Below are 12642 nucleotides of genomic sequence, written 5' to 3'. Positions count from 1 at the left end.
GGGCCCACAGTGAAGGGCGTACCCAACCAGGAGGAGGGCGGGGAGGATGAGCTTTTCCGTGGGCCAGGTCGCCGGATTCGCCGGAGTCACGGTGCGCACCCTGCACCACTACGACGAGATCGGTCTGCTCTCTCCGAGCGGCCGCAGCCACGCGGGTCACCGGCGGTACGACGACGCCGACCTGGACCGGCTGCAGCGGATCCTGTTCTACCGGGAGCTCGGCTTCCCCCTCGACGAGGTCGCGGTCCTGCTGGACGACCCGGAATCGGATCCGCGGGAGCATCTGCGCCGGCAGCATGCCCTGCTGACCGACCGGATCGCCCGGCTCCAGCAGATGGCCAAGGCCGTTGAGCACGCCATGGAGGCGAAGAAGATGGGCATCGACCTCACACCCGAGGAGCGGTTCGAGGTGTTCGGGGACAAGGACCCGGAGCAGTACGCGGAGGAGGCGGAGCGCCGCTGGGGCGGCACCGAGGCCTACGCGGAGTCGCAGCGGCGGGTCGCCACGTACTCCAAGGAGGACTGGCAGCGGGTCCAGGACCAGGTCGCCGATTGGGGCGCCCGGTACGCGGCCCTGATGGAGGCCGGTGAGCCGGCCGACGGCGAGGCGGCCATGGACATGGCCGAGGAGCACCGGCAGCACATCGTGACCTGGTACTACGACTGCACGTACGAGATCCACACGGGCCTCGGCGAGATGTACGTGGCGGACGAGCGGTTCAAGGAGTTCTACGACTCCATGAGGTCCGGCCTGGCCGAGCACCTGCGGGACGCGATCATGGCGAACGCGGTCCGCAAGGCGTAGCGCGCACACCTTCCCCGCCCGGGACCTGGAACCGGGTGGGGGAGGTGTGCGTTCATACTGAGACCGCCGCATGTCGCCGCGGCACCGCAGACCCCCGATCCAGGAGAGCCCGGAACTCGTGAACACGCTTGCGCTCGGCCCTGAGTGGATTTCCCCGGAGTATCTGGTCGGGCAGTTCGGCCTGATCGGCACCCTGGTCATCGTCTTCGCGGAGTCGGGTCTCTTCGCGTTCCTGCCGGGTGACTCGCTGCTGTTCACGGCGGGCCTGTTCACCGCGAGCGGCACCATCAAGCAGCCGCTGTGGCTGGTGTGCACCCTGATCTCGGCCGCGGCGATCATCGGCGACCAGGTCGGCTACCTGATCGGCAAGTACTTCGGCCCGAAGATCTTCAACCGGCCGAACTCCAAGCTCTTCAAGCCCGAGAACCTCGACTCGGCCCACGGGTTCATGGAGAAGCACGGCCCCAAGGCCATCGTGCTCGCGCGCTTCGTGCCGATCATCCGCACCTTCGCGCCGATGGTCGCGGGCGCGACCGCGATGAAGTACCGCACCTTCCTGACGTTCAACGTCATCGGCGGCGTGCTGTGGGGCGCGGGCGTCACGATCCTGGGCTACCAGCTCGGCCAGTTCGAGATCATCAAGAAGAACGTCGAGCCGATCTTCATCGGCATCGTCCTGATCTCCGTCATCCCGGTGATCTTCGAGGTGCTCAAGTCCCGCAAGGAGAAGAAGGCCGCCGCCGGGGCCCCCGCGGGGCACCAGGGGGTTGACGAGACCGGCCCCCAGCGCGGCCGCCACGCCAAGCGCTAGCCGCCCCGGGCCCGCCGGCCGAACCGGCCGCGCGGGCGAAATCCAGCCCCGCCGGCGTTTGAGGCGCGGGGTCCGGGGCGGAGCCCCGAATCCCTGAGCCGCGCCGGAACACCGCACGGCAACCAGGTACGCCCCCGCAGGAGCCCACCCGGGCCCGCGGGGGCGTACGCGTAGCCGCCCGGGCTAGTAGCCCCGCGTCCGCTTCGCCGCACGGCGCTTGGCCGCGCTCGCCGCCCCCGGGATCCGCATGAAGAGCCGCGAGGTCTCCGAGCCCAGGTTGACCCCGATCGCGATGGCCAGCGCGATCGCCGCCGCGTTCACCAGCGATCCCAGCCCCTCGTTCAGCCGGTCCTCGGCGATCAGCAGCAGCCCGTAGTACGTCGCCGAGCCGGGCAGCAGCGGGCCGATCGCGGCCGTCACGTACGGCAGGGCGGACGCGAAGCGGTAGCGGGAGAACAGCTGCCCGAAGAGCCCGACCAGCCCGGCCGCGACGGCCGTGGACGGCACGGGCGGGATCCCGCCGGCGTAGTGCAGGGCCCCGAAGGTCACCCACGCCACCGCGCCGTTCAGGGTCACGATCCACACGGTGGAGCGTTCCTGCTGGAGCAGGATCGCGAAGGTGAACACCAGCACCATCGACGCGGCGATCTGGATCAGCGGCCGCTGCGTGATCTGGAGGACCTCCTCCGGCTTCGGCGAGGCGCCCAGCTGGAGGCCCAGGTACAGCACCACCAGCACGCCCATGATGATGCCGATGAAGAGGTACATGACCTCCAGCAGCCGGGCGGAGGCGGTGATGTAGAAGCCGGTCAGCCCGTCCTGCACGGCCGCGACCAGGGCCCGCCCCGGCAGCAGCGCGAACAGCCCGCCGGTGATCACGGCGGAGGCCTTGATGTCCTCGATCTCGGCGAGCTTGAGCGCCACCCCGAAGGCGGCGGGCGGCATCGCGGCGACGACGAACTGGTAGAACTCGGGCAGCCCGCGCCCGGCGAACACCCACGCCAGCCGGTCGCCGAGGACGGCGCCGAGTGCGGCTGCGAAGAACACGACCACCCCGCCGCCGACGAGGACGGAGGCGGCCCCGGCGAGCACTCCGGCGGCGGCCGTCAGCACCCAGGTGGGGTACGGGTGCCGGTTGCGGCGGATCTCCGCGAGGCGGCGGTAGGCCTCCTCCAGGGAGATGTCGTACTCGTGGGCGCTGATGTCGTCCACGAGCCGGTACACGGCCGCCAGGCGGGTGTAGTCCGTGCCGCGGCGCCGTACGGTCCGGTTCGCCGAGACCGGGTCGCCCACCACGGAGGGCTGGTGAGTGATCGACAGCATGGTGAAGGTGACGGTCGGCTCGCAGCGGTCCAGCCCGTAGGAACGGGACACCGCGAACATGGCGGCCTCCACGTCCTCGGACCCCTCGCCGCCCGCGAGCAGCAGCTCCCCGATGCGCAGCGTCAGGTCGAGCACGCGGCCCACGGCGGGCCCGGTCTCGCTCGGCTTCTGCACGAGCTCGGGGACGGGGCGCACGTCGACCGGCATGCGCAGCATCGTGCGCATGCGGTCCTGCCAGGGGGACTCCGTCATCCGCGCGACCGGGAACCCCTGGCCCGGGGTGTAGGCGGGTGGGGAGTGCGCGGCGCTGTAGGTGGCCGGGGGCCGGAAGGCCGACCCCTCGGGCTCGGGCGGCACCGGCCCGGTGCCGGGCGGGAGGGCGAACTCCGAGGTGGGCTGGTCCTCCTCGGGGGGCTCCGGCTCCATCCCGGGCGGCGGTGCGAAGGCGCTCCGCGCCTCGTCGGACTGGGGCTTGCGGTCCTCCGCCCCATCGGCTTCCGCCACGCGCCGCGCCCTCCGCTCCGTGATCACCTGCCGTATCAGTATGCGGAATCGTTCCATCCCGGGCGACGTCGAGTCCCTCCGGGGCGGGGAACGCAACGGCGGGCGGCGCCCCCGTGGGGGTGCCGCCCGCCGTGTGGCTCAGCGCTCAGCGCAGCGTCAGTGGTGGCCGCCGGAGGCCTCGAGACGCTTGTACGAGGCCTCGATCTCGGCCTCGGCCTCGGCGCGGCCGACCCAGTTCGCGCCCTCGACCGACTTGCCCGGCTCCAGGTCCTTGTAGACCTCGAAGAAGTGCTGGATCTCCAGGCGGTCGAACTCCGACACGTGGTGGATGTCGCGCAGGTGCTCGACGCGCGGGTCGGAGGCCGGCACGCACAGCAGCTTGTCGTCGCCGCCCGCCTCGTCCGTCATGCGGAACATGCCGATGGCGCGGCACTTGATCAGGCAGCCCGGGAAGGTCGGCTCGTCGAGGATGACCAGCGCGTCCAGCGGGTCGCCGTCCTCGCCGAGGGTGTTCTCGACGAAGCCGTAGTCGGCCGGGTAGCTGGTCGAGGTGAAGAGGCGACGGTCCAGACGGATCCGGCCGGTCTCGTGGTCCACCTCGTACTTGTTCCGCGAACCCTTGGGGATCTCGATGGTGACGTCGAACTCCACGTCCTGCTCCTCCATGATCAGCCTCAGAAGACTGCTTTGCTTCGAGACGGCATTTGATTGAACTACGTGCGCGTCCGGCCCTGCCCTGCCGGTTGGCGGGTGGGGTGCCATGCTCGCGGCAAGACGCAGTGGTTAAGTGTCCCTCACGCATATGTGTGATCGCGAAAGGGGCTGGTCCGAGGTGCCATTGGTCAAGACGTGGCAGCTCATCGCGGGGTCCGCCGTCGCCGGCCTCGCCCTTTCGGCGGCCGTCGTGGCCTCCGCCGGTCCCTGGGACTCCGGCCAGCGTAAGGCCGAGCGGGACAAGGCTGCCTCCTGGAGCCGTACGGGTGGCGCAGATCACGGCTCCGGCTCCGCAGCCGGGGGCCTGCCGCAGGCCGCTCCCAGCGCCCCCGGGGTGCTCCAGGGGGTGGGACAGGCACGTTCGCAGGCCGCCGCCACCCCGGACGGGCTCGCCGCCGCGCTGAGGCCGCTGCTCGCCGACCGCGCCCTCGGCACCGTCCGCACCGCCTCCGTCGTCGACACCGCGACCGGCGAGGTGCTCTACGAGTCCGGGTCGCGCGACGCGATGACCCCCGCCTCCACCGTCAAGATCGCCACCGCCGCCGCGGCCCTGGCCGCCCTCGGGCCCGAGCACCAGATCCGGACCACGGTCGCCCCCGGCGCCGGCCCGGGCCAGATCGTCCTGGTCGGCGGCGGCGACCCCTCCCTCACCGCGAAGAAGAAGAGCCCCGCCGGATCCGGCGGCAGCCTCCCCAAGCTCGCCGGCGACGCCGCGGCGGCCCTCAAGGCCGCCGGCACCTACAGCGTGACCCTCGGCTACGACGACAGCCTCTACACCGGCCCCGCCCGCCACCCGATCGGCGACAACCCCAACATCGCCCTCGTGACCTCACTGGCCGCCGACGAGGGCCGCACCGACGACTCCGTCTCGGGGCCCGTGGACCGGGTCGACGACCCGGCGAAGGAGGCGGCCCGCGCCTTCTCCGCCCTGCTGGTCGAACACGGCATCAACGTCACCGGCGCCCCCGCCAAGGCCAAGCCCGCGGCGGGCGCTCAGCCGCTGGCCGTCACCCTCTCCACCCCGCTCTCCGGCCTCGTCGAGCGGATGCTGACCAACAGCGACAACGACATCGCCGAGGCTCTCGCCCGCCAGACCGCCCTCGCCTCCGGACAGCCCGCCAGCTTCGAAGGCGCCGAGAAGGCCGTCGCGGCCAGGCTCGCCTCCCTCGGCGTGGACGTCGCCGGCACCCGTTTCGCCGACGGCAGCGGCCTCAACCGCGAGGACAAGGTCTACGCCGGGCTGCTGACCGGGATCCTCACCAAGGCCGCGGGCACCGACCACCCCGAGCTGCGGCCCGTCCTCACGGGACTGCCCGTCGCCGGATTCACCGGAACCCTGCGCGCCCGCAACTCCGGCAGCTCCCCGGCCGCCGGCCTGCTCCGCGCCAAGACCGGCACCCTGAGCGGCGTGAACTCCCTCTCCGGGACCGTCGTCGACCGCTCCGGCCGGCTCCTCGCCTTCGCGTTCCTCACCAAGGACACCCCCGGACCGGAGGGCGCCGAGAAGGCCCTGGACAAGCTGGCCGCCGCAGTCGCGGGCGCACCGTAGGGGTCCGCGGAAGGGCTCGTCCACGTACCGTTGACGCATGACGAGCATCAGTGGTGCCGAGATGGTCGACTGGAACCTCGCGGTGGCCACCGCGACCCGATTCGTGAGGCCCGGCCCGGAGGTCGGGCGGGACGAGGCACGAGCGGTGGTCGCGGAGCTGCGCGCCCACGCCAGGACCTCGGAACGACACGTACGCGAGTTCACCCGCATGATCCCCGACGGTGCCACCGTCCCCGACACCCCCGTACTCGTCGTCGACCGGGCCGGCTGGGTCAAGGCCAACGTGGCCGGCTTCCGCGAACTGCTGCAACCGCTGCTCGGCAAGATGCAGGACCGCCGCGCGGGAACCCCCGGCGGGGCGGTCCTCGGGGCCGTCGGCGGCAAGGTCACCGGCGTCGAGCTCGGCATGCTCCTCAGCTTCCTGGCCTCCCGGGTCCTCGGCCAGTACGAGACCTTCGCACCGGTCTCCCGCGACCTGCCCGGCTCCGCGGGCGGCGGCCGGCTCCTGCTCGTCGCTCCGAACATCGTCCACGTCGAACGAGAGCTGGAAGTCCACCCGCACGACTTCCGGCTCTGGGTCTGCCTCCACGAGGAGACGCACCGTACGCAGTTCACGGCCGTCCCCTGGCTGCGCGACCACCTCGAAGGCGAGATCCAGGCCTTCCTCGGCGCCACCGAGGTCGACCCGGCGACCGTCCTCGAACGCGTCCGCGAGGCCGCCCAGTCCTTCGCCGGGGCCCGCCCCGACGCCGAGCACGGCGACGAGGGCCGCTCCCTGGTCGAACTCGTACAGACGCCCGAACAGCGCGAGATCCTCGGCCGGCTCACCGCCGTCATGTCCCTCCTGGAGGGCCACGCCGACTTCGTCATGGACGGCGTCGGACCCGAGGTCGTGCCCTCCGTCGCCGAGATCCGCGAGAAGTTCCAGCAGCGCCGCGCCAGCGGAGCGGGCCGCCTCGACGCCGCCCTGCGCAAGCTGCTCGGGCTCGACGCCAAGCTGCGCCAGTACCGCGACGGCGAGCGCTTCGTGCGCGCGGTCGTCGGCCAGGTCGGCATGGACGGCTTCAACCGCGTGTGGACCTCCCCGAACACGCTCCCGACCAAGGCCGAGATCGCCCGCCCCGCCGACTGGGTCGCCCGGGTGCACCGCAGGGGGAGCGAAGGGGGCGCGGAAAGCTGACTCCGGAGTGACTCAGGGGGCGTAAACATGTCCCACTGGGGGAAGCAGCATCACCCGTCCGAGGGACCGTGGGGCGTGGAAGGGCGTGCGATGCTCGGGGAACGGCTCGGCTCTGTCACCATCGACGCACTCTGAGTGACATCCCCCGCCCCGCGGGGGCAGCCGGGCAAGCACCCCAACGCACCACACACCCCGAAGCCTCCGAGGCATCCGAACACCATCGAAGGGCACCGGACATGGGTCCCCATCCTGCGGTCGCGGCGATACGCCTGGCGGTCCGCCGCGTACTCCACGACGTCCTCACCGACCTCTCCCACCGCTCCGCCGACCCCCGCACCACCCCGCCACTGGTCCTCGTCGCCTGCTCCGGCGGCGCCGACTCGATGGCACTCGCCTCGGCACTCGCCTTCGAGGCCCCCAAGCTCGGCATCCGGGCCGGCGGCATCACCGTCGACCACGGACTCCAGCCCGGCTCCGACCTCCGCGCCGCCGAGGTCGTCACCCGCATGACCGCACTCCGCCTCGACCCGGTGGAGTCCGTCGCCGTGCGCGTCGGCCGGGAGGGCGGACCCGAGGCCGCCGCGCGCGACGCCCGCTACGCCGCCCTGGACGAGGCCGCGGACCGACTGGGAGCCGCCGCCGTGCTGCTCGGCCACACCCGGGACGATCAAGCCGAAACCGTCCTGCTCGGCCTCGCCCGCGGCTCCGGCATCCGCTCCCTGTCCGGCATGGCGGAAGTGTCCGGCGGACCCAACCGCAGCCACCGCTACCGCCGCCCCTTCCTCCAGGTCGACCGGCAGACCGCCCGCAAGGCCTGCATGGTCCAGTCCCTGGCCGTCTGGGACGACCCGCACAACATCGACCCCGCCTACACCCGCTCCCGCCTGCGCCACGAGGGACTGCCCGCACTGGAGAAGGCCCTCGGGAAGGGCGTCGTCGAGGCCCTGGCCCGTACCGCCCAGCTCTCCCGCGACGACGCCGACGCCCTGGACGCCTGGGCCGCCGAGGCCGAGACCGGCGTACGGGACGAGGACGGCCGGCTGGAGTGCGCCAAGCTGTACGCCCTGCCCCCGGCCGTCCGCCGCCGGGTGCTGCGCAGGGCGGTCGTCGCCGCCGGTTCCCCCGCGGGCTCCCTCTTCGCCCGGCACATCGAGGAAGTGGACCGCCTCATCACCGGATGGCGCGGTCAGGGCGCCATCAACCTGCCCGGACGGGTCGAGGCCCAGCGCCAGGGTGGCAGACTTGTCATCCGGCAGGGCTGATTGGTGCTGAAGCACGGCTGAGTCCTCCGGGGACACCCCCGGGGCCCCGGCCGACAACGAAAGTGATGCGGGTGGACGAGAAGGACATGGGCAACGACCTCCAGTCGGTGCTCATCACCAAGGAAGAGATCGACGCGAAGCTGGCCGAGCTGGCCGCGAAGATCGACGCGGAGTACGCGGGCAAGGACCTGCTCATCGTCGGTGTGCTCAAGGGCGCCGTGATGGTGATGGCGGACCTGGCACGCGCCTTGTCCACCCCGCTCACCATGGACTGGATGGCGGTGTCCTCCTACGGCGCCGGGACCCAGTCCTCGGGCGTCGTCCGGATCCTCAAGGACCTGGACACCGACATCAAGGACAAGCACGTCCTGATCGTCGAGGACATCATCGACTCCGGTCTGACGCTGTCCTGGCTGCTGTCGAACCTGGGCTCCCGCCAGCCGGCCTCGCTGGAGGTCGTCACGCTGCTGCGCAAGCCCGACGCCGCGAAGGTCGCGATCGACGTGAAGTGGGTCGGCTTCGACATCCCGAACGAGTTCGTCGTGGGCTACGGCCTCGACTACGCGGAGAAGTACCGCAACCTGCCGTTCGTCGGCACGCTCGCCCCGCACGTCTACGGCGGCTGACCGCCGCACCCGGCGTACGACGCCCCCGGGGCCCGGAAGACGGGAACCTGGGGGCGGTTCCCGCCGTTGGAGCAGGGAAAGCGGGTCTGTCAGCCGTCCCACGAGGCCGCGGGTGACAATTCAGGGGTACATTCCGAAGAACAGTCTTTACTCAAAGCAGCATTTACCTACGGGCAGGAGGGACGGGGTGCCTTGCGCCCCGTATGGATGGACGTGAAGCGATACTTCCGTGGGCCGGTCATGTGGATCGTGCTGGCCGTCCTCGCCGTGGTCGTGTTGATGAATGTCGTCGGCTCCGGCGGCGGCTACAAGTCGGTGGACACCAGCGAGGTCATCAAGGCGATCAACACCGGCCAGGTGGAGTCGGCGAAGCTGACCACCGGCGACAGCCAGATGATCAAGATCGAGCTGAGCGAAGGCCAGAAGCTCGGCAAGCACGACGGCACCAAGTTCCAGGCCAACTACATCGGGGATCAGGGCGTCCAGCTCGCCCAGAACCTCCAGACCAAGTACGACGCCGGTCAGATCCCCAAGGGTTACTCGGTGACCCCGGACAAGACCAGCCCGTTCCTGAGCGTGCTGCTCTCGCTCCTGCCCTTCGTCCTCATCGTCGTCGTCTTCCTGTTCCTGATGAACCAGATGCAGGGCGGCGGCTCCCGGGTCATGAACTTCGGGAAGTCCAAGGCCAAGCTCATCACCAAGGACACCCCGAAGACGACGTTCGCCGACGTCGCGGGCTCGGACGAGGCCGTCGAGGAACTCCACGAGATCAAGGAGTTCCTCCAGGAGCCGGCGAAGTTCCAGGCCGTCGGCGCCAAGATCCCCAAGGGCGTGCTGCTCTACGGCCCGCCCGGAACCGGCAAGACCCTGCTCGCGCGCGCCGTCGCGGGCGAGGCGGGCGTCCCGTTCTACTCGATCTCCGGTTCCGACTTCGTCGAGATGTTCGTCGGTGTCGGCGCCTCGCGCGTCCGTGACCTGTTCGAGCAGGCCAAGGCCAACGCGCCGGCGATCGTCTTCGTCGACGAGATCGACGCCGTCGGCCGGCACCGCGGTGCGGGTCTCGGCGGCGGCCACGACGAGCGCGAGCAGACCCTGAACCAGCTGCTCGTCGAGATGGACGGCTTCGACGTGAAGGGCGGCGTCATCCTGATCGCCGCCACGAACCGCCCGGACATCCTCGACCCGGCGCTCCTGCGCCCCGGCCGCTTCGACCGGCAGATCGCCGTCGACCGTCCGGACATGCAGGGCCGCCTGGAGATCCTCAAGGTCCACCAGAAGGGCAAGCCGGTCGCTCCGGACGTCGACCTCTCGGCCGTCGCCCGCCGCACCCCCGGCTTCACCGGTGCCGATCTCTCCAACGTCCTGAACGAGGCCGCGCTCCTCACGGCCCGCTCGGACAAGAAGCTGATCGACAACCACATGCTGGACGAGGCGATCGACCGCGTCGTGGCGGGCCCGCAGAAGCGGACCCGGATCATGTCGGACCGCGAGAAGAAGATCACCGCCTACCACGAGGGCGGTCACGCCCTGGTCGCGGCGGCCTCTCCGAACTCGGACCCGGTCCACAAGATCACGATCCTGTCCCGCGGTCGGGCCCTGGGCTACACCATGGTCCTGCCCGACGAGGACAAGTACTCGACCACGCGCAACGAGATGCTCGACCAGCTCGCGTACATGCTGGGCGGGCGCGCGGCGGAGGAGCTGGTCTTCCACGACCCGACCACCGGCGCGGCGAACGACATCGAGAAGGCCACGGCGACGGCCCGCGCGATGGTCACCCAGTACGGCATGACCGAGCGTCTGGGCGCGATCAAGTTCGGCGGCGACAACACCGAGCCGTTCCTGGGCCGCGAGATGTCGCACCCGCGGGACTACTCGGAAGAGGTCGCGGCGCTGGTCGACGAAGAGGTCAAGAAGCTCATCGAGACCGCGCACAACGAGGCCTGGGAGATCCTGGTCGAGAACCGGGACGTCCTGGACAACCTCGTCCTCGCCCTCCTCGAGAAGGAGACGCTGGGCAAGGAGGAGATCGCCGAGATCTTCTCCACGATCGTGAAGCGCCCGGCCCGCCCGGCGTGGACCGGCTCGGCCCGGCGCACCCCGTCCACCCGTCCGCCGGTGCTCTCTCCCAAGGAGCTCCAGCTGACGAACGCGGCGAACGGCAGCTCGACGGCCACGGCCGTCACGCCGGTCTCCACGGAGAAGGGCATCGAGGTGGCCCCGGAGGACCGCCCCGAGGCCTGATCCACCCGGAATGGAAGCCGCGCCCCCCAGGTTCTAGCCTGGGGGGCGCGGCACTTTTATGCGCCTGCGAGCGCTGTGTGGACAGGAACGAGGAAGACGACATGACCGACCCAGTGACCCTGACCGGTGACGAGGGCACGATCGGCGAGTTCGACGAGAAGCGCGCCGAGGCGGCCATCCGTGAACTCCTGATCGCGGTCGGCGAGGACCCGGACCGCGAGGGCCTCCTGGAGACGCCGGCGCGGGTCGCGCGGGCGTACAAGGAGATATTCGCCGGGCTCTACCAGAAGCCCGAGGAGGTCCTGACGACCACGTTCGACCTCGGCCACGACGAGATGGTCCTGGTGAAGGACATCGAAGTCATGTCGAGCTGTGAACACCACCTGGTCCCCTTCCACGGCGTCGCCCACGTCGGCTACATCCCGTCCACGGACGGCAAGATCACCGGCCTGTCGAAGCTGGCCCGCCTGGTGGACGTGTTCGCCCGCCGTCCCCAGGTGCAGGAGCGGCTGACCACGCAGATTGCGGACTCCCTGATGGAGATCCTGGACCCGCGCGGGGTCATCGTGGTCATCGAGTGCGAGCACATGTGCATGACCATGCGCGGCGTGCGCAAGCCGGGCGCGAAGACCATCACCTCGGCGGTGCGCGGCCAGCTCCGCGACCCCGCCACCCGCAACGAGGCGATGTCCCTGATCATGGCCCGCTGATGGCCGGAGACGGGGCCGGTGCCGGTGCGGACGACGAGCCGGTCTGGGAGCCGCTCGGCGAAGACGTCCGGCGCACCCTGGAGCTGATCCTCGGGGAGGACACCCCCGTGGTCCGGGCCTACCGGGCCCAGATCCCGCACACCCGGATGACCGTCGGTTGCACCTGCGGTTGTCCCAGCACGTACCTGTTGGTGGACCGGGAGGCGGTCCCGGCGGCTCCGGCGACGCCGGGTGCCCCCGTGGTGGCCTCCCGGTCGGTCCTGAGCGCCGCCGGGGACTGGATCGGCGAGGCACTGGTCTTCGGGGACGGCTACCTCCATGACCTGGAGGTCAGCCACTTTCCGGACCTGGGGCCGCTCGACCTGCCCCTGTGGCAGCGGATCGCCGACCACTGAGCGGCCGCCCCGGAGGGGACTACGCCCGGGCCGCGCCCTGCGAGGCGTGGTCGTCGTCCTCGGGGAGCTTCAGGATGTGCTCCAGGAAGAGGGCGGCGGCCACGACCGCCGCGCCCGCCAGGACCGAGAAGCCGGCGTACCAGGCCTGGTCGCGGCGGGCGGGGACGTCGAGGGAGTCGGTCAGCAGGAAGACGCCCACGCCGCCGTACATGCCGGCCACGAGGGCCGCCACGAGCGCGCTGGCCTGCCCGAAGACCACGGCGCGGGCCGCCATCAGCGGCTCCACGCCCTTGGCGCCCGGGCGGCGCTCCCGCTGGGCCTTGAGGCGGGCGCGCATCGACAGGGCCGTGGCGAGGAGGATCACCGCGATCACGGCCAGCACGATCGGGGCGGCCAGCGGGACGCCCGGCAGGGTGCCGTAGGCGTTCCACAGCCGGGCGCCCGCCCAGGACAGGATCCCGGCGATCAGGAAGATGCCCGCCAGGACCGCCGGCCTCAGTTGCTTCACTTGCCCGTTCC

The 12642-nt window shown here is 71.1% G+C and carries 12 protein-coding genes; 9 read left to right on the top strand and 3 right to left on the bottom strand.

Going from position 1 to position 12642, the window contains the following annotated elements; translation table 11 throughout:
• Window positions 1-46 precede the first annotated feature (46 nt).
• Window positions 47-805 carry a MerR family transcriptional regulator gene (locus ACFYYJ_RS00380; RefSeq protein ID WP_385360744.1) on the top strand — a complete coding sequence of 253 codons (759 nt, stop codon included), beginning with the start codon at window positions 47-49 and terminating at the stop codon, window positions 803-805.
• Window positions 806-923: 118 nt separating this feature from the next.
• Window positions 924-1616: a DedA family protein gene (locus ACFYYJ_RS00375; RefSeq protein ID WP_385126622.1), complete on the top strand. Its 693-nt coding sequence runs from the start codon at window positions 924-926 to the stop codon at window positions 1614-1616.
• Between the two features lie 183 nt (window positions 1617-1799).
• Here the strand turns inward: ACFYYJ_RS00375 and ACFYYJ_RS00370 are convergent, their stop codons facing one another.
• Window positions 1800-3500 carry a threonine/serine exporter ThrE family protein gene (locus ACFYYJ_RS00370; RefSeq protein WP_389127430.1) on the bottom strand — a complete coding sequence of 567 codons (1701 nt, stop codon included), beginning with the start codon at window positions 3498-3500 and terminating at the stop codon, window positions 1800-1802.
• Window positions 3501-3599: 99 nt separating this feature from the next.
• Window positions 3600-4094 (bottom strand): inorganic diphosphatase, encoded by a 495-nt coding sequence (locus tag ACFYYJ_RS00365; RefSeq protein ID WP_243629059.1) that lies wholly within the window; start codon window positions 4092-4094, stop codon window positions 3600-3602.
• Between the two features lie 181 nt (window positions 4095-4275).
• Here ACFYYJ_RS00365 and dacB point away from each other — a divergent pair, with 181 nt between their 5' ends.
• The 7 genes from dacB (at window position 4276) to ACFYYJ_RS00330 (ending at window position 12123) form a co-directional block, all read left to right on the top strand.
• Entirely contained in the window at window positions 4276-5706 is a 1431-nt protein-coding gene (gene dacB / locus ACFYYJ_RS00360) for a D-alanyl-D-alanine carboxypeptidase/D-alanyl-D-alanine-endopeptidase (RefSeq protein ID WP_389127429.1), read from the top strand.
• Between the two features lie 37 nt (window positions 5707-5743).
• A complete protein-coding gene (locus tag ACFYYJ_RS00355) occupies window positions 5744-6886 on the top strand; it encodes a zinc-dependent metalloprotease (protein ID WP_385126628.1) in 1143 nt (380 codons plus the stop codon).
• A 236-nt stretch (window positions 6887-7122) separates the two neighbouring features.
• Entirely contained in the window at window positions 7123-8148 is a 1026-nt protein-coding gene (gene tilS / locus ACFYYJ_RS00350) for a tRNA lysidine(34) synthetase TilS (RefSeq protein ID WP_385126630.1), read from the top strand.
• A 65-nt stretch (window positions 8149-8213) separates the two neighbouring features.
• On the top strand, window positions 8214-8774 hold the full coding sequence (gene hpt / locus ACFYYJ_RS00345; RefSeq protein ID WP_243339812.1) for a hypoxanthine phosphoribosyltransferase: 561 nt from the start codon (window positions 8214-8216) through the stop codon (window positions 8772-8774).
• Between the two features lie 207 nt (window positions 8775-8981).
• Window positions 8982-11018 carry an ATP-dependent zinc metalloprotease FtsH gene (gene ftsH / locus ACFYYJ_RS00340; protein ID WP_384756621.1) on the top strand — a complete coding sequence of 679 codons (2037 nt, stop codon included), beginning with the start codon at window positions 8982-8984 and terminating at the stop codon, window positions 11016-11018.
• Between the two features lie 101 nt (window positions 11019-11119).
• Entirely contained in the window at window positions 11120-11728 is a 609-nt protein-coding gene (gene folE, locus ACFYYJ_RS00335) for a GTP cyclohydrolase I FolE (RefSeq protein WP_384596422.1), read from the top strand.
• A complete protein-coding gene (locus tag ACFYYJ_RS00330) occupies window positions 11728-12123 on the top strand; it encodes a hypothetical protein (RefSeq protein ID WP_385126632.1) in 396 nt (131 codons plus the stop codon). Before folE ends, ACFYYJ_RS00330 begins: the two co-directional genes overlap by 1 nt.
• Before the next feature lie 19 nt (window positions 12124-12142).
• Here the strand turns inward: ACFYYJ_RS00330 and ACFYYJ_RS00325 are convergent, their stop codons facing one another.
• On the bottom strand, window positions 12143-12631 hold the full coding sequence (locus tag ACFYYJ_RS00325) for a DUF3180 domain-containing protein (RefSeq protein ID WP_389127424.1): 489 nt from the start codon (window positions 12629-12631) through the stop codon (window positions 12143-12145).
• Window positions 12632-12642: the final 11 nt, after the last annotated feature.

The sequence above is a fragment of the Streptomyces sp. NPDC002467 genome, from assembly GCF_042889825.1.
Taxonomy (GTDB): Bacteria; Actinomycetota; Actinomycetes; order Streptomycetales; family Streptomycetaceae; genus Streptomyces.
Note: the sequence above shows the minus strand (reverse complement) of the source record. Positions and strands in the feature narration are given on the sequence as shown.